The sequence below is a fragment of the Streptomyces sp. WAC 04229 genome (assembly GCF_003947455.1).
GTDB lineage: Bacteria > Actinomycetota > Actinomycetes > Streptomycetales > Streptomycetaceae > Streptomyces.
This window is the reverse complement of record NZ_QHJH01000118.1, coordinates 1-21430: the sequence shown is the minus strand read 5'-3', so window position 1 is coordinate 21430 and position 21430 is coordinate 1. Positions and strand designations below refer to the sequence as shown.

22 protein-coding genes and 1 tRNA gene are annotated in these 21430 nt (G+C 72.8%); 12 read left to right on the top strand and 11 right to left on the bottom strand.

Annotated features, from left to right (window positions below; translation table 11 throughout):
- Positions 1–108: 108 nt before the first annotated feature.
- Positions 109–777 (bottom strand): hypothetical protein, encoded by a 669-nt coding sequence (locus DMH12_RS26185; RefSeq protein ID WP_125493910.1) that lies wholly within the window; start codon positions 775–777, stop codon positions 109–111.
- 171 nt (positions 778–948) lie between these two features.
- On the opposite strand from DMH12_RS26185, the gene DMH12_RS26180 reads away from it, so the two are divergent.
- Complete coding sequence (locus DMH12_RS26180) at positions 949–1449, top strand: GNAT family N-acetyltransferase (protein WP_125493909.1); 501 nt, start codon at positions 949–951, stop codon at positions 1447–1449.
- 567 nt (positions 1450–2016) lie between these two features.
- Positions 2017–2829: a peptidoglycan-binding protein gene (locus tag DMH12_RS26175; protein ID WP_125493908.1), complete on the top strand. Its 813-nt coding sequence runs from the start codon at positions 2017–2019 to the stop codon at positions 2827–2829.
- Positions 2830–2845: 16 nt separating this feature from the next.
- Here DMH12_RS26175 and DMH12_RS26170 read toward each other — a convergent pair whose 3' ends face one another.
- Together DMH12_RS26170 and DMH12_RS26165 are read right to left on the bottom strand one after the other, a co-directional pair.
- Positions 2846–3511, bottom strand: coding sequence for an HAD-IA family hydrolase (locus tag DMH12_RS26170; RefSeq protein ID WP_125493907.1), 666 nt, complete (start codon positions 3509–3511; stop codon positions 2846–2848).
- Between the two features lie 190 nt (positions 3512–3701).
- The gene (locus DMH12_RS26165) at positions 3702–4283 is read right to left on the bottom strand and encodes a TMEM165/GDT1 family protein (protein WP_125493906.1); all 582 of its coding nucleotides are present in this window, start codon (positions 4281–4283) and stop codon (positions 3702–3704) included.
- 421 nt (positions 4284–4704) lie between these two features.
- On the opposite strand from DMH12_RS26165, the gene DMH12_RS26160 reads away from it, so the two are divergent.
- From DMH12_RS26160 to DMH12_RS26145, 4 genes are all read left to right on the top strand, one after another.
- Complete coding sequence (locus DMH12_RS26160) at positions 4705–5349, top strand: HNH endonuclease family protein (protein ID WP_125493905.1); 645 nt, start codon at positions 4705–4707, stop codon at positions 5347–5349.
- A gap of 87 nt (positions 5350–5436) precedes the next feature.
- Complete coding sequence (locus tag DMH12_RS26155) at positions 5437–7071, top strand: alkaline phosphatase D family protein (RefSeq protein WP_125493904.1); 1635 nt, start codon at positions 5437–5439, stop codon at positions 7069–7071.
- A 249-nt stretch (positions 7072–7320) separates the two neighbouring features.
- Positions 7321–7776: a DoxX family protein gene (locus DMH12_RS26150; RefSeq protein ID WP_125493903.1), complete on the top strand. Its 456-nt coding sequence runs from the start codon at positions 7321–7323 to the stop codon at positions 7774–7776.
- Positions 7777–7974: 198 nt separating this feature from the next.
- Positions 7975–8613, top strand: a complete 639-nt coding sequence (locus DMH12_RS26145) for a DedA family protein (RefSeq protein ID WP_125493902.1) — start codon at positions 7975–7977, stop codon at positions 8611–8613.
- Positions 8614–9113: 500 nt separating this feature from the next.
- Here the strand turns inward: DMH12_RS26145 and DMH12_RS26140 are convergent, their stop codons facing one another.
- Positions 9114–9347 carry a DUF2277 domain-containing protein gene (locus tag DMH12_RS26140; protein WP_122620344.1) on the bottom strand — a complete coding sequence of 78 codons (234 nt, stop codon included), beginning with the start codon at positions 9345–9347 and terminating at the stop codon, positions 9114–9116.
- 4 nt (positions 9348–9351) lie between these two features.
- Positions 9352–9885, bottom strand: a complete 534-nt coding sequence (locus DMH12_RS26135; RefSeq protein WP_125493901.1) for a GNAT family N-acetyltransferase — start codon at positions 9883–9885, stop codon at positions 9352–9354.
- A gap of 125 nt (positions 9886–10010) precedes the next feature.
- Between DMH12_RS26135 and DMH12_RS26130 the strand changes: the two genes are divergently transcribed.
- Positions 10011–10367: a hypothetical protein gene (locus tag DMH12_RS26130; RefSeq protein ID WP_125493900.1), complete on the top strand. Its 357-nt coding sequence runs from the start codon at positions 10011–10013 to the stop codon at positions 10365–10367.
- Between the two features lie 260 nt (positions 10368–10627).
- Here DMH12_RS26130 and DMH12_RS26125 read toward each other — a convergent pair.
- Positions 10628–10702, bottom strand: a tRNA-Val gene (locus DMH12_RS26125).
- A gap of 182 nt (positions 10703–10884) precedes the next feature.
- On the opposite strand from DMH12_RS26125, the gene DMH12_RS26120 reads away from it, so the two are divergent.
- From DMH12_RS26120 to DMH12_RS26110, 3 genes are all read left to right on the top strand, one after another.
- Positions 10885–11655, top strand: coding sequence for a DUF4097 family beta strand repeat-containing protein (locus DMH12_RS26120; protein ID WP_125493899.1), 771 nt, complete (start codon positions 10885–10887; stop codon positions 11653–11655).
- Positions 11656–11726: 71 nt separating this feature from the next.
- Complete coding sequence (locus DMH12_RS26115) at positions 11727–13130, top strand: hypothetical protein (RefSeq protein ID WP_125493898.1); 1404 nt, start codon at positions 11727–11729, stop codon at positions 13128–13130.
- A gap of 72 nt (positions 13131–13202) precedes the next feature.
- On the top strand, positions 13203–13427 hold the full coding sequence (locus DMH12_RS26110) for a zinc ribbon domain-containing protein (protein WP_125493897.1): 225 nt from the start codon (positions 13203–13205) through the stop codon (positions 13425–13427).
- A 19-nt stretch (positions 13428–13446) separates the two neighbouring features.
- Here DMH12_RS26110 and DMH12_RS26105 read toward each other — a convergent pair whose 3' ends face one another.
- Together DMH12_RS26105 and DMH12_RS26100 are read right to left on the bottom strand one after the other, a co-directional pair.
- Complete coding sequence (locus tag DMH12_RS26105) at positions 13447–14091, bottom strand: response regulator transcription factor (protein ID WP_163016306.1); 645 nt, start codon at positions 14089–14091, stop codon at positions 13447–13449.
- A complete protein-coding gene (locus DMH12_RS26100; protein WP_185832535.1) occupies positions 14082–15224 on the bottom strand; it encodes a sensor histidine kinase in 1143 nt (380 codons plus the stop codon). Before DMH12_RS26100 ends, DMH12_RS26105 begins: the two co-directional genes overlap by 10 nt.
- Before the next feature lie 132 nt (positions 15225–15356).
- Here DMH12_RS26100 and DMH12_RS26095 point away from each other — a divergent pair, with 132 nt between their 5' ends.
- Entirely contained in the window at positions 15357–16139 is a 783-nt protein-coding gene (locus DMH12_RS26095; RefSeq protein WP_185832534.1) for a DedA family protein, read from the top strand.
- Here DMH12_RS26095 and DMH12_RS26090 read toward each other — a convergent pair.
- From DMH12_RS26090 to DMH12_RS26080, 3 genes are all read right to left on the bottom strand, one after another.
- On the bottom strand, positions 16057–16869 hold the full coding sequence (locus DMH12_RS26090; protein WP_122620336.1) for an HAD family hydrolase: 813 nt from the start codon (positions 16867–16869) through the stop codon (positions 16057–16059). The genes DMH12_RS26095 and DMH12_RS26090 overlap by 83 nt on opposite strands.
- Positions 16869–19367 (bottom strand): phosphoribosyltransferase, encoded by a 2499-nt coding sequence (locus DMH12_RS26085; RefSeq protein WP_185832533.1) that lies wholly within the window; start codon positions 19365–19367, stop codon positions 16869–16871. The genes DMH12_RS26090 and DMH12_RS26085 overlap by 1 nt, the downstream gene beginning before the upstream one ends.
- Positions 19368–19430: 63 nt before the next feature.
- Positions 19431–20597 (bottom strand): HpcH/HpaI aldolase/citrate lyase family protein, encoded by a 1167-nt coding sequence (locus DMH12_RS26080; RefSeq protein WP_125493894.1) that lies wholly within the window; start codon positions 20595–20597, stop codon positions 19431–19433.
- A gap of 207 nt (positions 20598–20804) precedes the next feature.
- Here DMH12_RS26080 and DMH12_RS26075 point away from each other — a divergent pair.
- Positions 20805–21430 (top strand): TerD family protein (locus tag DMH12_RS26075; RefSeq protein WP_148107545.1); only part of this gene is annotated, 626 nt, incomplete at its 3' end.

Genomic DNA, 21430 nt, shown 5'->3' with positions numbered 1-21430 from the left:
GTACAGCGAGAGGTGAACAGAGTGGGTCGTCGGCAGCGTCAGATGGGTAGAAGGGACAGCCGTGGGGTCGGGGGTGTCGCCGGGGTTTCGGGTCACGTCGGGCATGCCTCAGCTCTCCTTCGGCCGGCGCTTGCCGAGCGACCACGTGTGCGGGGCGCGGGACGCGGGGACGGGTTCGCCGGTGTTCGTGGCAGTGCGGGAACGGGTGGCCTCGTGCCGGCCCGGGCGGACCAGCTCCTCGAACAGCGCGCGGGCCGCGACCATGGACTCGCGCAGCTCCTCCGTGTCCGCGCCGCTCTCCTGCGCGCCGTCCGCACGCGTGTGCGTCACCCGGTGCACGCGCCGGTAGCCGTCGACCTGGTGGGCGTGGTGCACGGACAGCGCCGCGAGCTGCTCCTCGTACTGGTCGCCGCCCGGGAAGCCCCGGACCCCGGCCAGTTCCGCGAGCAGCCGGTCGGCCTCGCCGACCGCCTCGCGCGGGGAGTCGACGAAGCGCTCCTGGGCGGCGGTCCAGCGCGCCTCGAAGCGCTCGCGCTCGGCGGACTCCAGCGGCCGCGTGTGCAACGACCCGTGCCGCTCGACCCGTTCGCCCAGTTCACGCTCGGCGGCCTTGGTGTCGCCGTCGTGCCGGGCAACCGCCCGGTCGTACTCCGGCCCGAAGCGGCGCTTCAGGCTTCCGCCGTGCCGGGGACCCCGTGCTCGCTGCGCAACGACGGCCGCGACGACGAGCACGGCCGCCACGATCACGATCAAAGCGATGATCACGCCTGTGGACATGAGTGCCTTCCGAGTTTCGGCCCTACCGGCTCCGAACTGGCCGGTTCGCCGTTCGTGTTGCCCCGGACCGCGCGCTCAAACGGCCGTCCGGGCGGGCCGCCCGTACACCGCTGGGAGCCGGTGGGGAAATACGCTTGCCCGGCGCGCCGGCCCTCTCCCGACAATGTGCGCATGACCTGGACCATCTCCCCGGAACCGTACGACTCCCCCGTCGCCGCCGCCCTCTGGCGTGCGTACTACACGGAGGTCAGCGACCGCTGGTACCTGCTGCACGAGGGGCGGCGCACCGACGCCGACGAGCTGGAACGCGAGATCGCGGCGGAGTCCGGCGCCGAACTCGTCCCGCCCCGGGGGATTCTGCTGGTCGCGCGGTACGGCGGTGAACCGGCCGGCACCGCGGGCGTACGGCTGCTGGAAGCCACCACGGCCGAACTGACCCGGGTCTTCGTGTACGAGGGGACGCGGGGCCGGGGCGGTGCGGCGCTGCTCGTGCGGGCCGCCGAGGACGCGGCACGGGCGCTCGGGGCGGCCCGGATGATCCTCGACACGCGCACCGACCTCGTCGAGGCCCGCACCCTCTATGCGCGCCTCGGCTACATGGAGACCGAGGCCCACAACGAGAGCCCGTACGCCCAGCACTGGTTCGCGAAAGGGCTCCGGGCTGCGGCCTGAGCGGCCTGTTCCTCCCTGAGGAAGCCGACATTCCGGGGGCTCGTGCGCGGAAGTGTGGAGAATATCTGCATAATCTCTGGAGTTCGCGAGGGGAGTCGCGAGGGGAGGGACGGACGCGTGGAACAGGAGCGGCCCACGGGGGCTGCGCTCCCAGGAACTTCACGCCCCGGGGTCGGGGCCACGGGGGCTGCGCTCCCAGGAACTTCACGTCCCGGGGGCGGGGGCGCGGGAGCTGCGGTCCCGGGGCCTTCGACTCCAGGGACTCCGGCCACAGGGGCTTCGACTCCGGGGACCGCACCCACGGGGGCCGCGGCTCCAGGGGCGACCCCTGCGGAGGGCAGGACCTCGGAGGGCTCGCCGGCGCAGGGCACGCCCTCGGGGGGCTCGTCGGTGCAGGGCACGCCCTCGGGGGGCGCGTCAACGAGACCTTCGGCTCCGGGGAGCGGACCCTCGGCGGCCTCGGCAGCGGCGGGCTCACCCTCGGAGGCCACCGCGCCCGAGGCCACCGCGCCGGGGGCCCCGCCCACCGGGGACGCGGCTGCGCACGGCACGGAGCCGGACGCCACCATGACGCTGCGCGCCGTCGGCGCCGGGCCGCCCGGCGCCGCCGCCGAGGCGACCTCCGTGCTGCCCACCCCGCTGGCGCCCTCGGCCGCCCCGCCCCGCGCACACGACCTGCGCCTGTTCGAGACCGCGGCCACCGCGCCCGTACCGTCCGGCGCGGGGCCCTCGGCCGGCTCCGGCGGGCGCCGGTCGGGCAGGCGGCGCAAGGGCACGCTGCTGAGCGCCGCCGGAGCGGTCGTGGTCGTGGTGGGCGCCGCCGGGTACGCGAGCGGGCTGTTCTCCTACGAGGCACCGTCACGGGACGGAGCGCTGCCGGACGAGGTCCGGGTCGGCGTGCCGGACCCGTCGCCCAGTGAGGGCACCCCGACCACGGGAACGAGCGCCGCCCCCGCCCCGCGGGCCGGCTCCGCGGCGCCGTCCCCGTCGGCCTCCGCGTCCGCCTCCGCGAGCCCGTCGGCCCCGCCGTCCCCGTCGGCGTCGAGCGCGTCGCCGTCCCCGTCCCGGTCGGCCGAACCGACACCGAGCGCGACGTCCACGGCGACCGAGAAGGCCCCGCAGGAGTCCCAGGACGACGACCGCGACCACTACGGCGGCCCGGGACTGCGGCGCGGCGACCGGGGCGCGGAGGTCGTGGAACTCCAGCAGCGGCTGGCCCAGTTGTACCTGTACACCGGCGACGTCGACGGCAGCTACGACCACCGCGTCGAGGACTCGGTCCGCACGTACCAGTGGGCCCGCGGTATCCGCTCCGAGGACCTCGGCGTCTACGGACCGGACACCCGGCGCCGCCTCGAGTCGGAGACGCGCGAGCCCTGACGCCCCGGCCGGGAGGTCAGCCGATGTGCAGCCGCAGGCCGCCGTCGGCGACGGCCTCCACCCGTACCGCCGTCAGGTCCTCCACGACCACGTCCGGACCGTGGAAGCCGGCCCGCGGGCCCACGCCCACGACCCGCATCCCGGCGGCCCGGGCGGCCGCGATGCCGGCGCCGGAGTCCTCGAAGGCGACGCAGTCCGCGGGGGCGACGCCCAGTTCGGCGGCGCCCTTGAGGAAGCCCTCGGGGTCGGGCTTGCTGGCGCCGACCGACTCGGCGGTGACCCGGACGTCCGGCTGCGCGAGCCCGGCGGCGGCCATCCGCGCGGTGGACAGCGCCACGTCGGCGGAGGTCACCAGGGCGTGCGGGAGGCCGCGCAGCGAGGCGAGGAAGTCCGGCGCGCCGGGGATCGCGACGACGCCCACGGTGTCGGCGGTCTCCTCGGCGAGCATGCGCGCGTTGTCGGCGTAGTTCTGCTCCATGGGCCGGTCCGGCAGCAGCAGCGCCATCGAGGCGTAGCCCTGCCGACCGTGGACGACCTTCATGACCTCGTCGCCGTCCAGCCCGTTGCGGTCGGCCCAGCGCCGCCAGACGCGCTCGACGGCGGCGTCCGAGTTGACGAGGGTGCCGTCCATGTCGAGCAGCAGGGCGCGGGCGGGCAGAACGGTGGTGGCGGTGGCCGTCATCGGCAGTCTCCAGGGTGCGGGGAGGAAACAAGGCGGCCCCGCCCGCCGGTCAGGGAGAACGGGCGGGAGCCACTTTGTTCATCCACGGTACAAAACAGACGGGGGATCGCGCCACCGGGCCGCCGAAACGGCCCGAACGTTCACGCGGTGTCCCGCGCGCACGCCCCCCTGGGCGGACCGGACTCCGGGCTCAGCCGACGATCGCCTCCCACAGGCTCCACACCCCGAGCCCGAGCATGAGCAGCGCCGCGACCTTCGTGATCAGCCGCAGCGGAACCCGCTTCATCAGGGCCTTTCCGCCGACGATGCCGAGCCCGGCCACCGCCCACAGGGCCAGCACCGCGCCGAGGCCGACGGAGAGCGGGTCGTCGTAGCGGGCCGCCAGGTTGGCGGTCATGATCTGCGTGAGGTCGCCGAACTCGGCGACCAGGATGAGCATGAAGCCCGCCCCGGAGACCTTCCAGAAGGACTGGTCCTCCGGCTTGCGGATCTCCTCGTCCTCCTCGTCCTTCTTCATCAGCAGCACGGCGGCGCCGCCCAGGAACAGCACACCGGTCAGCGCGTGCACGAGCTGCTGCGGCAGCAGGGTCAGCACACTGCCGGCCGCGACCGCGAGCACGACGTGCAGCGCGAAGGCGGCGGCCACGCCCGCGAAGACGTAGGAGGCGCGGTAGCGGGTGCCGAGGACGAGCCCGGCGAGCGCGGTCTTGTCAGGCAGTTCGGCGAGGAAGACGACGCCGAAGACGAGCGCCGTCACGGTCAGGCTGATCAAGATTCCTCAATCGGTCGGGGCCACCCCGCCGAGAGTGCTGATTCCCGCGGACTTCATCATGTCCGCCTCGCGCGACACCTCGGCACGGCAGCACACTGGTCCGCCCCCGCCGTACGGCACGGGCGTGCACTGCTTGCCGAAGGTCTCGCTGGCCGGCCTCGCGAACGAGGCCTGCCTCCGGGCGCCGGCTCAGACGAGCTGAGCAGTATGTCGACGGTCCGGCGAAGAGCTACTCCCCTTCTGCGCCGTCCATAGTACGCGAGCCCCGGCGCGGCTCCGAGGGCCGAAAGTCCCGTCGCACTTATAGACGTGCCATGCACACGTCACTAACTTCTAACCGACCGCACATCTGTGCGCCATGCGGCGTCGCGAGCATTCCCCTGCCCGCGTCCCAACACCCCCACACCCCAAGGGAGTTCGCATGCCGAAGTTCTACGCGCGTCGACGGCTCGGTTTCCTCGCCGCGTTCACCGGCCTCATAGCCTCGGCCGGGCTGCTCAACGGCCCGGCCGCCTCCGCCGCCCTCCCCACCCCGGTCAGCGCCGCCACCGCCCGCTCCTACCTCGCCTCCCTCACCGTGGCCACCGAGAACCGCACGGGCTACGACCGCGACCTCTTCCCGCACTGGATCACCCAGTCCGGCGCCTGCAACACCCGCGAGACCGTCCTCAAGCGCGACGGCTCGGGCGTCGTCACCGACTCCTCCTGCGCCGCCACCAGCGGCAGCTGGCACTCCCCCTACGACGGCGCCACCTGGTCCGCCTCCGGCGACGTCGACATCGACCACCTGGTCCCCCTCGCCGAGGCCTGGGACTCCGGCGCCGGCTCCTGGAGCACCTCGCGGCGCCAGTCCTTCGCCAACGACCTGACCCGCCCCCAGCTCCTCGCGGTCACCGACAACGTCAACCAGGCCAAGGGCGACCAGGACCCGGCCACCTGGATGCCCTCGCGCACCGCCTACCACTGCACCTACGTCCGCGCCTGGGTCCAGGTGAAGTACTACTACGGCCTCTCGGTCGACTCCGCCGAGAAGTCGGCTCTGCAGAGCCGGCTCGCGAACTGCTGACGCACCGTCCACCGACTCTTCGGCGCGGACCCTCCCCACCGGCCTCCGTCGTTCCGTACCGTACGGGGCGACGGAGAGGGGATCACCATGGCCGGTCTGCGCCTGGGGCCACTGCTGAGGTACACCGACGGCTCGTGCGCGACCGTCTGGGTCGAGACGAACCGGCCCTGCACCGCCGAGGTGCGCTGCGCCGACGGCGCCCGCGGCACCACCCGCACCTTCCAGGTCGCGGGGCACCACTACGCCCTCGTCGCGGTGAGCGGCCTGACGCCCGGTACGTCGACGGAGTACGAGGTGCTCCTCGACGGCACCCGCGCGTGGCCGCCGCCGGACTCGCCGTTCCCGCCGTCCGTGATCAGCACGCCCACCGAGGAGGACGGCCTGCGCGTCGCCTTCGGCTCCTGCCGCTGGGCCGCGCCGCCCGCCGGCGGGAAGGACCCGGTGGGCCCGGACGCGCTGGACACCCTCTCCGCCCGCATCGCGGCCGCACCCAGGGGCGAGCGGCCCGACGTACTGCTCCTGCTCGGTGACCAGGTGTACGCCGACGAGGTCTCCGACGCCACGCGGCAGTGGATCTCCGGCCGCCGCGACCTGAACGAGGCCCCGGGCGAGCAGGTCGCCGACTACGAGGAGTACACCCACCTCTACTACGAGTCCTGGCGCGACCCCGAGGTGCGCTGGCTGCTCTCCACCGTCCCCAGCTGCATGATCTTCGACGACCACGACGTCATCGACGACTGGAACACCTCGGCCGCCTGGCTCGCCGACATGCGGGCCACCGACTGGTGGCGCGAGCGCCTGACGAGCGGGCTGATGTCCTACTGGGTGTACCAGCAGCTGGGCAACCTCTCCCCCGACGAGCTGGCCGCCGACCCCCTCTACGCGGCCGTCCGCGAGACCCCCGACGGCACCGACGCCCTGCGCGACTTCGCCGCCCGCGCCGACGCCGAGCCGACGTCCGTCCGCTGGAGCTACCGGCGCGACTTCGGCCGCACCCGGCTGGTCATGGTCGACTCCCGCGCGGGCCGCGTCCTGGAGGAGGACCGCCGCGCGATGCTCGACCCGGGCGAGGCGGCCTGGCTGCGCGAACAGGTCCTGGATCGGCGCGACTCCTACGACCATCTGCTGATCGGCACCTCCCTGCCCTGGCTGCTGCCCCACCTGGTGCACGACGTGGAGGCCTGGAACGCCGCGATGTGCGGCGGCGAACGGGGCGCCCGCTGGGCACGGCGCGGCGAGCGGATCCGGCGCGGGGCCGACCTGGAGCACTGGTCCGCCTTCCCGTCGTCCTTCGACGCCCTCGCCGACCTGATCGCCGAGGCCGGTACGGGGCCGGGGGCGCCCGCGACGATCAGCGTCCTCTCGGGCGACGTGCACCACGCCTACGTGGCCGAACCCTCCTGGGCGGACCGCGCGCCCGACGCCCGGGTGGCCCAGCTGACCTGCTCCCCCGTCCACAACTCCGTGCCGCCGTCGATCCGCCTCGGCTTCCGCTTCGGCTGGAGCGCCCTGGCCCGTGCCCTCGGGCGGCGCATCGCCCGGCACGGACGGTGTGCGCCGGCCGCGGTCAGCTGGCGCAAGACCGGCGGGCCCTGGTTCGGCAACCAGCTCATGACGCTGACCCTGCGGGGGCGTTCCGCACGGCTGCGGCTGGAGCAGGCCCGCACGGACCGGGGCGGCGGCATCACCCTGCGGACGGCCATGGAGCGGGATCTGGCCTGAGCGGCACGGTCGGCATTTACGCGCGGGGCCCGCCGGGTATGAAATGAGTCACGTCGGCGGGCCTCGGCCCGAGCGTGGGAGCGCTCCCACCTGCGGAGGCGGACGGGGTGTCGGCGTGATCCCACGTCAACCTGTGGCCAAATGTTGAACTTGCAAGCACTAGTTAGGCCGACCTAACGTGGGCAGCCCACTCGGTTCCGTCCCCCACCGGTCCCTCCGGGCCGGCTCGACCGAAGGAGCACCCCCCACATGTCCGGACGCCTCGACAGCGCCCAGCCCTACGCCCTCGGCCTGTTCCGCATGGTCGTCGGCCTCCTCTTCGCCTGCCACGGAGCCGCCTCGCTCTTCGGCGTCCTCGGCGGCGCGGGAGGCACCGGCGGCACGATCGACTCGGGCACCTGGCCCGGCTGGTACGCGGCCGTGATCCAACTGGTCGGCGGCGGCCTCGTCCTGCTCGGCCTCGGCACCCGCGCCGCCGCGATCGTGTCCTCGGGCTCCATGGCCTACGCGTACTTCAAGGTGCACCAGCCGGGCGCCCTGTGGCCGATGGAGAACGGCGGCGAGGCCGCCGCCATGTTCTGCTGGGCCTTCCTCCTGCTCGCCTTCACCGGCTCCGGCGCGTTGGGTCTTGACCGGCTCTTCGCGCGGCGCGGTGCGGGGCGCGCGGAGACCGCCCCGGAGCGGCAGACGCCGGTCGCGGCCTGACCCGGCTCCCCGGCGGCCCGCCGCGGCCCGGAGGGCGTGAACGTCCCCTCCGAGGTGAACGTCCGGTGCCGAACACACGAGCCCCCTGTGAACCCTCTGTCACACCCCCGGCGTACGCTGTATGGCTGTGATGGGCCGCTCCGAAGCCCCGCGTCTCGCGGCACGGTCCGGTCCACGGGGGAGTAACGGGGAGTTGTGGTGGTCGAGAGTCTGGGAAGTATCGGGTCGCTGGTCAGCAGCCCATGGATCTACGCGCTGGTGGCCGTCTCGGTGCTCCTCGACATCTTCCTCCCCGTGCTGCCGAGCGGCGTCCTGGTGATCACGGCGGCGACGGCGGCGGCCGCGGGTTCCGGCGCGGCGGCTGCCGGGCGGGGACCGGAGGACGTTCCCGACATCCTCGTCCTGACCCTGTGCGCGGCGACCGCCTCCGTCCTCGGTGACCTGGCGGTCTACCGCCTCGCCTGGCGCGGGGGGCCCCGCCTGAACCGCGCCATCGCCCGTTCCCGTCGGCTGACCACGGCGCAGGAACGTCTCGGCGGCGCCCTCGCCCGAGGTGGCGGCGCCCTGGTGGTCCTGGCCCGGTTCGCCCCGGCGGGCCGCTCGGTCGTCTCGCTCGTCGCCGGCACCGCACACCGCCGGATCCGCGAGTTCCTCCCCTGGTCCGCCCTCGCCGGGCTGGCCTGGGCCGCCTACAGCGTCGCGCTCGGCTACTTCGGCGGCCAGTGGCTCGGCACGACCTGGCTGGCGGCGGCGGTGTCCGTGGTGGCGCTGTTCGGCGCGGGGGCGGGAGCGGCATACCTGATGCGGCGCCAGCCTCGGGCTTCGGAGGCGTCGTAGGGGGTGCCGCGGGCGAGGTGCCGTCGGTGGTGGTGCCGTGGGCGGGGTGCCGGTTGGCGGTGATGCCGCAGGCGGCGTGCCGGTCGGCGGCGGTGCCGCACGCGGATGCCGTTCGGCGGTGATGCCGCCGGCGGGATGCCCTCAGCCGGGTTCCCTCGGGTGGGGGCCGCAGGCCGGGTGCCGTCGGACGGCCCCCTCAGGTGGGGGCTGCAGGCCGAGTACGCGCCCCGCGCGTGCCGCACGACGCGCCGAAGCCTTCGCGTCCCGGGGACGCCGCGAGCCGCACGGCGCCGTACTCGTACCTCAGAAGCCCCTGCACCACGACCGTCGTGTCGCGGAGACGTCGCCCGTACCGATGGCTTCCTCAGCGGACGCGTCGACTCCGTACCGATGGCTTCCCGACGGACGCGTCGCCGCCCGTACTGACGGCTTCCTCGGCGGACGCGTACGCCGAGCCGCCCGCGTGGCAGCGGGCGGGCGCCCCGGCGGTGTCCGGCGTGTCAGGAAGCGCGTCGGGCGCCGGAGGCGCCCCGTACCTCCAGGCCGGCCAGCAGGTCGGCCGTGGCTCGGGTGACGGCCTCCACCGCCTGGTCGAAGACCTCCTGGTTGTGCGCGGCCGGTGCGCGGAAACCGGACACCTTGCGCACGTACTGGAGGGCCGCGGCCCTCATCTCGTCCTCCGTGGCCTCCTCGGGCATCGCGGGCGGACGAAGGGTCTTGATGCTGCGGCACATGGCCTCAGTCTCCTCTCTCCAGGTCCACCCGCCAGTCGTTCGACCGGATCCAGTGGCCCTTCGGGTACTCGAAGTCGGCCTGCCCGAGCAGGGTGAACCCGGCTCCGCGGCAGACCGCGTTGGAAGCGGCGTGATCGACGCCGGGGAACGCGTGCAGATACCGGAGCGCCCCCTCGGCACGGGCCTCCTCACGGACCGCCCTGGCCGCCCGCACCGCCAGCCCCCGCCCCTGGAACTCCGGCAGCACCGCCCACCCGGTCTCCCAGACCTCCGCGTCCTGCCAGGTCCGCCGCCAGAACCCGATCGAGCCGAAGGTCTCGGTGCCGTCCGCCGACGTCACCCGGTACTTCCGCCCCGTCCGCAGGCCGGTGTACCTCAGGTGCCGGGCCGCGAGCTGCTCCTCGGTCTCCGGGCCGCCGAGGTGCGCGGTCATCTCGGCGCTGTTGGTCCTGCGCAGCAGCCACAGATCCCCCTCCGCCCAGGGCACCAGGCGCAGCCGCCCCGCACACCGTCCGGCCCGCTCGTCCACGCCATCCATGTGTTTCACGGTAGGGCAGGGGTCTGACAGTCGGGCCGGAACCGACGTGTTCCCGGGCCACCCTTTCGCGTGAACCACTGAAGGGAACGCGCGCCTCAAAATCGAACAGGCGTATTATTGAGGCTGTGGCAACGACCTATGATTTCCCCAGTGACCTCCTCGCCGGTCAGGAGGAACTGCATCAGGTCCGGGCCGAGCTGACGGCCCTGTTGAAGAGACTCCCCTGGTCCGTGGAGCCCCTGGACGGATTCAGTGACGACAACGGCTGGCGCAAGGTCGAGCGCCCGGCCTCGCCCGGCTGGTCGGCGGACGAACAGGCCGAGGTCGAGAAGCTCCGGCAGCGCGAGCGCGAGTTGGCCGTCTTCGTCAGCACGCATCGCTACTGGTCGGAGATAACCGGCCCCGACCAGGTGAACGCCCGGTCGGAGCTCAAACGCGCCCACGACACCCCGCTCCCAAAGACCCCGCCCCGGGACGCCTGAGCGACGTCACCCGAACAGGACCCGTGCGGGCGTCCAGCCCTTGCCGAGGAGCCTGTTCATCTCGGTGATCTCGGCCTGCTGTGCCGTGACGATGTCGTCGCGAGGGTCTTGGCGGGGGCGTAGCGGCCCTTGGCCTTCTCGGTCCGGCCATCATCCCGGGCATGCCCGGGATGATGGCCGGACAGGACATGGCGGAGGCACGCGAGAGGCCCCCGGAGAATCTCCGGGGGCCTCATCACCGACGACAGCGGCGCCGGTCCTGGTGGGCGCGGACGGTTTCGAACCGCCGACATCCTGCTTGTAAGGCAGGCGCTCTACCCCTGAGCTACGCACCCAGGACGAGTCGACAGCCTACATGGCCCGGGCCGGGGGTTATCCCCACCCCGGATCCGGTAGTGACCCGGATCCCCCCGCGGGCCCGTGCTCCGTACGGTCGAAGAGCCTCGTCGGCAGGGCCGCATCCACTCCGGAAGGCCCCGGCGCGGCACTTCACCGTCCGTCCCAGGGGGAGACCGTCATGCCCGCCCGTACCGTTCACGCTCGCGCTTTCGCCGCCGCCGGCGCCGTCGTCGTTCTCGTCGCGGGTCTCAGTGCCTGCGCCTCCGCCTCGGACGACAAGGAACCCGAACACCGGTCCTTCGGTCTGCGGGGCAGCACCCTCACCGTCGACTCCGACGACTCCGCCCTGGAGATCGTCGCCTCGGACGACCACGGGTCCGGGAAGGTCGAGGTCACCCGCTGGTTCTCCGGGTCGGTCGCCGTCGGCTCGGAGCCCGAGGTGACCTGGAAGATGGACGGCGACCGGCTGGAACTGCGGGTGCACTGCTCCGGCGTGATCGCCGACTGCGAGGCCAAGCACCGGATCGAGGTGCCGCGAGGCGTCGCCGTCAAGGTCGAGGACGGGGACGGCAGCGTCCGGGCCCGAGGCTTCAGGGACTCCTTGAACATCCGTACCGGCGACGGATCCGTGCACGTCACCGACACCTCGGGACCGCTGGAACTGCGCACCGGCGACGGTTCCGTCCGCGCGGAGGTCTCCTCCCGCCGGGTGAGCGCACGCACCGGGGACGGCTCGGTCCGCCTCGAACTCGGCACCGTCCCGGACCTGGTGGAGGCCCGCAGCGGCGACGGCTCCGTGTCGATCGCTCTGCCCCGGGACACGTACAAGGTGTCGACGCAGTCCGATGACGGCGGGGTCGACGTCTCCGTACCGCGGGACGAGACCAGCACGCACGAGGTGAACGCCCGGACCGAGGACGGCAAAGTCACGGTCCGAACCGCGAACTGACCGGCCCGTGTGTTCGTCCCTATCGGGTGGGAGAATGGACCCGGGCAGGACGGACGACACGGGAGAGGGATGTGACGGCGACACCATCGCAGCCGTACTCGCCGATGGTGGCGCGCGTGTCGTGCCCGCCGCAGCGCTCGCGTCGCCGCCCTCCGAGCGCGGTCCGTGACACGCTCACCCTGATGGGCCTGCCGGTCCTCGCCGTACTCGCGCTGCCCGCCGCGTTCACCGGAGGCGGCACCCGGCGCTGGTTCGGCGGACGGGCCGAGAGCCAGCGGGCGGAGGCCCAAGCCGCGAAGGACGACGCGGCGGCCGCCTTCTACGAGCTGGACAGCGCCCAGCGCGACCTGCGGATCTCGATAGAGACCATCGCGGCCGTCGACTCCTCCCCCGCCGCCCGGCGCGCGGTCACCGACTTCGAGGCGCTCGGCCGGCGCATCGACGAGGTCAGCCATCAGTACATCGGCGCCGTCGACGCCCACGACCTGGACCGGGACGACCTGGATGCCTCGGCCGCCTCCCGCGCCCGCGGCGAACTGACCGCGGCCAAGAACGAGCTGGGCCGGGTCAAGCAGGAACTCGACCGCTTCGCCGACGGCCTCGGTCCCCTGCTCGGCAAGGCCGAGACCCAGCTGGCCCGGCTGGCACCCTCCGTCGAACGCGCCCGGCAGGCCCTGCTCGCCGCCTCCAACGCCCTGGACTCCGCCCGCGGCTCCGGGCTGAAGGCGGACGACCTCGCCACCCGTCTCGCCACCCTCGGCCCGGAGCTGACCCGGCTCAACCAGGGCGCGGGACAGCACGGCGTGCCCCAGACCCTGGAGCGGGCCGAGCGGGTCACCCGCGAGGCCGAGGCGGTCCGCGCCGAGGCGGAGCGGCTGCCCGAGCGCGCCGACGAGATCAGCCACCGGCTGGTCTCCCTGCGTACCCGCGCCCAGGCCCTGACCACCCGTACCGAGCAGGTCGAGCCGGTGCTGAGCGAACTGCGCCGCCGGTTCACCGCCGCCTGCTGGCAGGACCTGCAGCAGGTGCCGGACCAGGCCACCGAGTCGGTCCGGCAGGCCGAGCGGAAGCTCACCGAGGCGCAGACCGCCCGCGACGAACAGCGCTGGCCCGACGCCACCGCCCTGCTCTCGACGGTCCGGGCCCTGCTGAACACGACCGACGAGGCGGTCTCGGCGGCGGGTGACCGGCTGCGGCAGCTCAACGCCGTGCAGAAGGACCCGCAGCAGGAGATCGAGCGCACCCGCTTCGCCATCCGCGACGCACAGCGCCTGGCCATGGCGGGCCGCAACACTCCCGACCCGCGTCACGCGCGCCCCCTGGACGAGGCCGTGGCCCGGCTGGAACGGGCGATCACCACGCTGGAGGGCCGCCACCCCGACTACTGGCACTTCCTTACGGAGACGGAAGCGGTCCGGCAGTCGACGAGCCAGGTGGTCTCCCACATCCGTGAGGAGCGCGGGGCCGGCCACTGACCGCAGGGCGGGACGGCGGCCACTTCGCCGCCGCCGGGTCCGGTCGCGGGCCGGTCCGGCTAACCTGTGCGCATGCCTCGCTACGAGTACCGCTGCCGGAGCTGCGGCGACACCTTCGAACTGAGCCGTCCCATGGCTGAGTCCTCCGCCCCCGCCGCCTGCCCGGCGGGCCACGACGACACGGTGAAGCTGCTGTCGACGGTCGCGGTCGGCGGCTCCGCGGGCTCGTCCGCCCCCGCGCCGTCGTCGGGCGGCGGTGGCGGTGGCGGCTGCTGCGGTGGGGGCTGCTGCGGCTGAGCCCGGAGGGCGGCCGCCCTCAGCTGCCCAGATAGCGCAGCACCGCCAGCACTCTGCGTGAATAGCCCTCACCTCCCGTCAGCTCCAGCTTGTCGAAGATCGCGTTGGTGTGTTTCTCCACGGCGCTCTGCGAGATGTGCAGCCGCCGCGCGATCGCCGCGTTGGTGTGCCCCTGAGCCATCTCGCCCAGCACGTCCCTCTCCCGTCCGGTGAGCCGGGCGAGCAGATCGCTGTGTGTCGTACGGCCGAGGAGCTGGCGGACGACCTCGGGGTCGAAGGCCGCCCGCCGGGCGGCCACCCGCTCCAGTGCGTCCAGGAACTCGTCGATCTGGACCACCCGGTCCTTGAGCAGGTATCCGACTCCTTCCGTCTCTCCGGTCAGCAGTTCCGTCGCATACCGCTTCTCGACGTACTGCGAGAGCACCAGCACTCCGACCTGTGGCCACCGCTCGCGTATCTCCAGGGCCGCGCGCAGGCCCTCGTCGGTGTGCGTGGGCGGCATCCGGACGTCGGCGACGACCACGTCCGGCGGGTCCTCGGCGACGGCCTTCAGCAGCAGCTCCGCATTGCCGACGGCCGCGAGCACCTCGTGCCCCTCCTCCGTCAGCAGCCGCACCAGCCCCTCCCGCAGCAGGGTCGAGTCCTCGGCGAGGATCAGCCGCATGGCAGCTCCGCGGAGACCAGGGTGGGCCCACCCGGCGGGCTCACCACGCTGAGGCTGCCGTCGAGGGCGGCGACGCGGCGGGCGAGCCCGAACAGTCCGCTGCCGGTGGCGTCTGCCCCACCGCAGCCGTCGTCCTGGACGCTCACGTACATCCGTTCCTCCTCCGCTCTGACGGCGACGCTTATCCGGGTCGGCGCCGCGTGCTTGACCGCGTTCGTGACCGCCTCGCAGACGACGAAGTAGGCGACGGTCGCCACCGCCCGCTCGGGTTCGTCGGCGAGGTCGTACTCCACCCCCACCGGCACGGACGCCCGCTCGGCGACCGTCTCCAGCGCCGCCCGCAGCCCCGCCTCGTCCAGGGTCGTCGGATAGATCCGCCAGGCCACCTCGCGCAGCTCGTCCAGGGCGCGGCGGCTCTCGTCGTGGGCCTGGCCCAGCAGCCGGTCACGGCGGCCGGCCTCCTGGCTGCGGCGGGCCCGGCCGAGCAGCATGCCGAGGGCGACGAGACGCTGCTGCACGCCGTCGTGCAGGTCCCGCTCGATGCGGCGCCGCTCGTCGTGCACCGCGTCCACCACGGCGGCGCGGCTGGCCGCCAGCTCCGCGATCCGCCGCTCCAGCTCCTCCTGGTGCCGACGGCCGAGGAAGTGACGTGCGAGCTGCCCCTCCAGGCCGGCCACCCCGAATATTCCCTGCACGGCGAGGAACACGAGGAACAGGCCGCCCAGACTGCCGAGGACGAACGAACCGGGGTTGCGTATGCCGTCCAGCAGGAACCAGCCGTACAACCCGAAGGTGCCGTACCCGAGGCCGATGGCGGCCGTCAGCATCACCACCCCTCCCAGGGCGCCCAACGCCCAGTGGCAGGCCACGTACCGCAGGGCGCGCGCGTCCTCGTACGCGGGGGTGATCCGGAGATCCAGCCACATCCGCAGCCGGGCCCGCTCCAGCTCCGCCAGTATCCGCGCGCCCGCGAGGACCGGGCGCAGGACGGCACGGCGGGCGGCCGGCCAGGCCGCGACGGGCAGGAGGGCCACCCCGGCCAGCAGGGCGAAGAGCAGCTCGACGGCGGCCGTGGCGGTCCCCATGATCAGGCCCACCCCGCACCGCACCACACGTCGCGCCATGACTCGCATGATCGCGAGGCTAGCCGGGCGCGGCAGGGGCGCACACTGCGGAAAACCGCAATTCCCGCCTGCGGTACACCGCAGCCGATCTTGCGGTCTTCCTCAGGGTCTCTTCAGCCGCCATTTTCTAGCGTGGTCGTCATGACAGCCATCGCAGCGCAGCCGGCCGCCGACAGCGGCGCGGCACCGCAGTGGATCAACGACCTCATGGACGCACTCGGCGCACCGGGCGCCGGGCTCGCCATCGCTCTGGAGAACCTCTTTCCTCCACTGCCGAGCGAGGTGATCCTGCCGCTCGCCGGATTCGCGGCGAGCTCCGGCCGGATGAACCTGATAGCCGTCCTGCTGTGGACGACAGCGGGTTCGGTGATCGGCGCGCTCGCCCTGTACGGGATCGGCGCGCTGCTCGGCCGGGATCGCACGGTGGCGATAGCGGGGAAGCTGCCGCTGGTGAAGGTCTCCGACATCGAGAAGACGGAGGCCTGGTTCCTCAAGCACGGGACCAAGGCGGTGTTCTTCGGCCGGATGATCCCGATCTTCCGCAGCCTGATCTCGGTACCGGCGGGCGTCGAGCGGATGCGGCTGCCCGTCTTCCTCGCCCTGACCACGCTGGGCAGCGCGATATGGAACACGGTCTTCGTCCTCGCGGGCTACGCGCTGGGCGACAACTGGTCCAAGGTCTCGGGCATCGCCTCCACGTACTCGAAGGTGATCCTGGCCATCGCCGCCCTGGCGCTGCTGGTCTTCATAGGCATGCGTCTGCTGCGGCCGGGGGCCGGCAACCGCAGGCGTGGCCGCCGCACCGGCACCGAGGACGGTGCCGGTGACACGGACGGCGAAGTCAGCGAGCCGGACTCACCGCGCGCAGGAACTCCCGAAGGATCCGCTCACCGGCCAGGACACCGCGCTCGGGCAAGGCGCTGATCGCCGGAGCCGTCCAGTCGGAGTCCGCCAGCTCGCCGTGGCCGGGGCGCCAGCCGCGGTCGGCGGCGAGCAGCAGGTCGGCGTCGAGCAGCGAGTCCCCGGCGGCGAGGGTGAGTTCGGCGCCGGTGCGGCGGGCGATCTCGTGGACGGCGGCGCTCTTGGTCAGCGGCTTGGGGACGGCGTAGATCTTGCGGCCCTGGAGGGACACGGTCCAGCCGCGGTTCTCGGCCCACACGGCGAGTTCCTTCACCCACTCCTCCGGCAGCAGTTCGCGCTCGACTACGAGATAGGCGAAGAGGTCCTCGGCGACCCGGTGCTTGCGCACCCACAGCGGGTCGGCGGTGTTCATCAGGTGGTCCCGGACCTCGGCCAGCGAGGCGCACTCGTCTGCGAGCCGGGCGGTCACGCGTGCATGCCAGTCGGGGTCCGAGACGCCGTCCACCAGCAGGTGGCCCCCGTTGGCGCAGATCGCGTACTTCGGCACGGGACCGGGGAGGTTGATGCGCTGGTACTGCTTACGGGTGCGGGTGGTGGTCGGCACGAAGACGGCCGTGTCGCCGAGGTCGGTCAGCAGTTGGGCGGCGGTCTCGGTCATGTAGGAGAGGGGTTTGCTCTCGTAGACCTCCACGCACAGCAGCCGGGGTGCCCGCAGGTCGGGCATGGTCAGTCCGAGCGCGGCCGCGGAGTAGATGAGTGTGCGGTCGAGGTCGCTGGCGACGAGGACGGACATCAGAGCGCCACCGCCTTGCCGTCGGCGCCGGTAGCGCCCCGCGTGTACTTGGGGTGGATCAACCCGACGCAGGTGTAGGGCAGGTCGTCGACCTCCTCGACGGGCACGCCCCGCTGCTCGGCCAGCAGGCGTACGTGGTCCAGGTCGGCGCCGGCGCCGGACCGGGCGAGGACCTTCCAGGGCACGCGGCGCAGCATCACGCGGGTGGTCTCGCCGACGCCGGGCTTGACGAGGTTCACGTCGTCGATGCCGTACTCCTCGCTGATCCGCTCGACGGCGGCCCAGCCCTCCCAGGTGGGGGTGCGGTCGGCGGCCAGCAGTTCCTTGGCCTGGGCGTGGACCGCGTCGGTGACGTCCGGATAGTGCGCGGAGACGGCGTCGAGGAAGGCGGGTGACAGGTCGGCGCCGGCGAGTTCGCGGTAGAACTTCGCGCCGTGGAAGTCGTGCGGGCCGACCAGGTCGGCGCGGAGCACGGTGCGGGATATCAGGCCGGAGACGGTGGAGTTGAGACACGCGGAAGGGATGAGGAAGTCGTCGCGCGTGCCGTAGGTGCGTACGCAGGAGCCGGGGTCGGCCAGCACGGCGATCTCCGGGTTGAAGCCGGTGACGCCGTCCGATACCTCGAAGTCGCGCAGGGCGGCGTCGAGTTCGCGGGTGATGGCGCCCTTGCCGGTCCAGCCGTCGACGAAGACGACGTCGGCGGGGTCGTGGTGGGCGGCCAGCCAGCGCAGTGCGTTGGCGTCGATGCCCCGGCCCCGGACGATCGACACGGCGTAGTGAGGGAGGTCGAGACCATGGCGGTACTGCGCCCAGCGGCGCATCAGGATGCCCACGGGGGTGCCCGCACGGGCGAGGGAGACGAGGACGGGGCGGGGCGACCGCTCCGCGAGCACGATCTCGGTGACGGCACCGACGGCGCGCGCCAGTCGGGCGGCGGACGCGTCCAGGGCCGCGTGGAACAGCTCTTGATACTGCTCGCTGGGCTGGTACTCCACGGGCAGCGACTCCGCGTAGTGCGCGCCGCCGCTCTGGATGGCCTCCTCGCGCTCCTCGGTCGGCGCCTCCAGCGTCACGTCCGAGAAGTCCTGGAGCAGCCAGCCGACCTCGTCGGACGCGTACGAGGAGAAGTCGGGGCCGCGCAGGGGCTCGGACAGCATGGAGGGCCTTTCGGGAGCGTGCGGGGCGTGCGGGACGTGCGGGACGTACGACGGGACGACCGCGAGCAGGACGTGCGGGACATGGGCGGCGAGCCGGCCCAGCAGCCCGTCGGGCGCGTGCAGTGCGGGGGTGTCGGCGGCGGAGTCGACGACGGCGACGACGGCGTCGAAGCCGGCGCCGGCGACGTTGTACGCGTAGCGCTCGCCGGGGCCGTCGGCCGGGTCGTCGTGTGCGGGGAAGACCAGGCGGGTGCGTATCGCGTAGCCGGGGTCGTCGACCGCGAGGACGGGAGAGCGGGTGGTGGTGGAGTAGCGCACGTCGGCGTCGGTGGTCCGCTCGAGTGCGTCGGCCAGGCGGAGGGGGGCGTACATGAGTTCCTCGAAGCCGAGGACGAGCACGCGTCTGGCGCCGGCGGGCAGTGCCTCGGCGATCCGGGCCGCCATGCCGGGCAGCGCGTTCTCCAGCCGCTCACGGTGCGCGGCCGTGAACCCGTGCCGGCCGCCGTCGGGCACTCCGTCGGGCCAGTGGAGATCGACGCGGGCGATCCGGCCGACGGCTCCCCCGGCACCGGATCCCGCCCCCGCCCCCGCACCCGCACCCGCACTCCCGGCCTCGTACCGCGCGACCAGTTCCTGCCCCTTCTCCAGAACCCCCGGCGGCAGCCGCACCGTGCCCGAGGCGGCCGTCACCAGGTCCACGCGGGCGCCGATCTCCCGGGCGAAGTCCTCCAGTCGGCCGGCGTCGGCGGGCGAGCGCATGTCGACCAGGGCGACCACGACGTACCGCTTGCGGGGATAGCGCTCGTGCAGGGCGCGGACGGTGTTGAGCACCGTGTTGCCGGTGGAGAACTCGTCGTCGACGAGGACGAGCGGCCCGTCGCCGGCCAGCAGCGCCGGGTCCTCGGGCAGCAGGAGGTGGGAGGTCGCGTGCGAGTGGGATTCCTCGAAGCCGCCCGCGCGGCCGACCCCGGCGACCGGGCGGCGGGTGGAGTGCAGGTAGGGGGCGGCGCCGAGGCCGTCGGCGACGGAGTGGCCGAGTCCGGTGGCGGTCTCCGCGTAGCCGAGGACGACCGCGTGTCCGGCCGTCTCGGCGCCGAGCAGGTCGCGGACGCGGCGGCCGAGGGCGACACCGTGGCCGTGGACGACGGAGGGCGACTGGGGGACGTGTTTGCCGAGCACGTTGGAGACGAGCAGGTGCGCCCGTTTGGGGTTGCGGCGCAGGGCGAGGCCCAGCAGGCCGGTCAGACTGTCGTCACCGGCGAGTTCGACGCCGAGCCGCTCCGCGACCCAGCTGCCGGACCAGACTCCGGCGCGCCCCTCGGCGCGCGCCCTCTCGGTCATGTACTCGTGCCTCCCGTTGTCCATCTCGGCCTGGGCCCTTGCGTCGGTCGTGGATCGTTGCGGTCAGTCGGACAGTCCGGCGGCGAGCAGTTCGACGAAGCCGATGTCCTCGTTCGCCACCCCGAAGACCTCGGCGCGCAGCAGGGTCCGCTCGGCCCAGGCGCGGTGCGGCTTCACCTCGTTCATTTTGTTCGTGTAGGCGGACCTCATCACACCCCCGCCGCAGCGTTCCGGCCGCAGGATGTCCTGGGCGTCGCTGAACTCCTCGTGGCTGACGACGGACAGCGCGTGGACGGGGAGCACGTGCGAGGGGTGGATGCAGGTCTTGCCCAGCAGGCCGTTGGCGCGGTCCAGGGAGATCTCCCGCAGCAGGCCGTCCATCGAGTGCTCGATCAGTTTCTGGCGCAGTCCGGCCGCCTGACCCTCCAGGAAGGGGCTCTGCCGCAGCTGCGGTTTGAACATCCTCTCCGGGACGCGGAAGTACTCCCACACGGGCCCGGTCACGGTGAATCCGGTGCCGTCGGCGCGGGCGAGCATGTTCACCACGTCGGCGATCACGGAGGCGACGATCTGGACGTCGTACGCCGTCATGTCGGGGCCCCGGCGCAGCCCGTAGGAGGAGCAGAAATCGGTCACGCCGAGGCGCAGGGCGAGCACGCGGTCGCGGTACTTGTCTACCGCGCGGAAGATCCCCTCCAGCGTCTGTACCCGGGACTCCCGGTACAGCAGGTCGGGGGATTCCAGGACCGGCATGGCGAAGAGCCTGCGGCCACTGGCGGCCTCCGCAGCGGCGAGTGCCTCCAGGAAGGGCACGCCGCGTTCCTGGGTGAACTTCGGCAGCACGAATCCGGACAGCAGCCGCACGGCGGGGCCGAGGCGGCGCACGAGGTCGGGTACCTGCTCGGGGGTGCGAACCCGGACGAACAGGAGGGGGACGTCGGCGTCGGAACGTTTCGCCAGATCATTGAGGTGACGGACGAGGTTGGCCTCACCGACCGGTACGTCGGCGTCGTCGATCGAGTCCTCCAGGCACAGCACCATCGACACCACACCGCGCGCGCCCTGCTTGAGGATGTCGTCGGCGAGATTCGGCCGGGTGGCGGGGCTGTAGAGCGTGGCACCCAGGGCCGCGGAGAGCAGCCGGGCCGGAGAGTCGGCCGAGAAGACGCAGGGCTCCTGGTGGAACAGACGCTTCCGCACTTCAGGGGCAATCTGTCCGAAATGACGCATTTAAACTCCCCCGTGGTGTCTGGGCAACCTGTGAATCGTCGAAAGGTGGCCGGTAATAGTACGTACGTATCCATGTCGGAGGTTCCCACCGGGCATGAATTCCAGGTAACCCGGCCATGTCATCGATGGCCACCCGGGAAGGCGGACACGAGTCGAGTACCCGCCCCCGCGTTGTCGTGACCAGGACCGAGAGGGCAGGATGACCGCATGACGCACGCGATGCTGAAGGGATCGAACGTCCCGCTGCAAGCCACCACGGTACGCGCCGTGCTGCGCTGGACACCCGGGTCCGGGGCCCCTGACATCGACGCCTCCGCGTTGCTGCTGGGTCCGGACGGCCGCGTGCGTTCCGACGAGGACTTCGTCTTCTACAACCAGCCCCGGCACCCCTCCGGCCAGGTCTGGCGGCTCGGCAAGAAGCGGGTCGCCGAGGGCCTGACCGACACGATCCAGACAGACCTCTCCCGGGTCGAGCCCTCGGTCGGGCGGATCCTGCTGGTGGCGTCCGCGGACGGGGTCGCTTTCGACCGTGTGCGGTCCCTGCGCATCCTGGTGCACGACGCCGCCTCGGCCGACGCGGAACCGCTGGCGTACTTCGACGTGAAGCCGGAGACGGGCCAGGAGACGGCCCTGATCTGCGGCGAGCTGTACCGGCGCGGGGAGGGCTGGAAGTTCCGGGCGCTGGGCGAGGGGTACTCCAACGGGCTCAAGGGCCTGGCGACCGACTTCGGCATCTCGGTGGACGAGTCGGAGGGGGCGGAGGACCCCCTGTCGGCCCCTCGCTCCGAGCCGGCGTTCCCGCCCGCGCAGCCCGGCCCCGCGAAGACCCCCGC

Bases quoted from the DNA above. Each gene is read 5' to 3' on its own strand.
- DMH12_RS26185 (WP_125493910.1), bottom strand. From the start codon at position 777: ATGTCCACAGGCGTGATCATCGCTTTGATCGTGATCGTGGCGGCCGTG.
- DMH12_RS26180 (WP_125493909.1), top strand. From the start codon at position 949: ATGACCTGGACCATCTCCCCGGAACCGTACGACTCCCCCGTCGCCGCC.
- DMH12_RS26175 (WP_125493908.1), top strand. From the start codon at position 2,017: ATGACGCTGCGCGCCGTCGGCGCCGGGCCGCCCGGCGCCGCCGCCGAG.
- DMH12_RS26170 (WP_125493907.1), bottom strand. From the start codon at position 3,511: ATGACGGCCACCGCCACCACCGTTCTGCCCGCCCGCGCCCTGCTGCTC.
- DMH12_RS26160 (WP_125493905.1), top strand. From the start codon at position 4,705: ATGCCGAAGTTCTACGCGCGTCGACGGCTCGGTTTCCTCGCCGCGTTC.
- DMH12_RS26155 (WP_125493904.1), top strand. From the start codon at position 5,437: ATGGCCGGTCTGCGCCTGGGGCCACTGCTGAGGTACACCGACGGCTCG.
- DMH12_RS26150 (WP_125493903.1), top strand. From the start codon at position 7,321: ATGTCCGGACGCCTCGACAGCGCCCAGCCCTACGCCCTCGGCCTGTTC.
- DMH12_RS26140 (WP_122620344.1), bottom strand. From the start codon at position 9,347: ATGTGCCGCAGCATCAAGACCCTTCGTCCGCCCGCGATGCCCGAGGAG.
- DMH12_RS26135 (WP_125493901.1), bottom strand. From the start codon at position 9,885: ATGGATGGCGTGGACGAGCGGGCCGGACGGTGTGCGGGGCGGCTGCGC.
- DMH12_RS26120 (WP_125493899.1), top strand. From the start codon at position 10,885: ATGCCCGCCCGTACCGTTCACGCTCGCGCTTTCGCCGCCGCCGGCGCC.
- DMH12_RS26110 (WP_125493897.1), top strand. From the start codon at position 13,203: ATGCCTCGCTACGAGTACCGCTGCCGGAGCTGCGGCGACACCTTCGAA.
- DMH12_RS26105 (WP_163016306.1), bottom strand. From the start codon at position 14,091: ATGCGGCTGATCCTCGCCGAGGACTCGACCCTGCTGCGGGAGGGGCTG.
- DMH12_RS26100 (WP_185832535.1), bottom strand. From the start codon at position 15,224: ATGCGAGTCATGGCGCGACGTGTGGTGCGGTGCGGGGTGGGCCTGATC.
- DMH12_RS26095 (WP_185832534.1), top strand. From the start codon at position 15,357: ATGACAGCCATCGCAGCGCAGCCGGCCGCCGACAGCGGCGCGGCACCG.
- DMH12_RS26090 (WP_122620336.1), bottom strand. From the start codon at position 16,869: ATGTCCGTCCTCGTCGCCAGCGACCTCGACCGCACACTCATCTACTCC.
- DMH12_RS26085 (WP_185832533.1), bottom strand. From the start codon at position 19,367: ATGACCGAGAGGGCGCGCGCCGAGGGGCGCGCCGGAGTCTGGTCCGGC.
- DMH12_RS26080 (WP_125493894.1), bottom strand. From the start codon at position 20,597: ATGCGTCATTTCGGACAGATTGCCCCTGAAGTGCGGAAGCGTCTGTTC.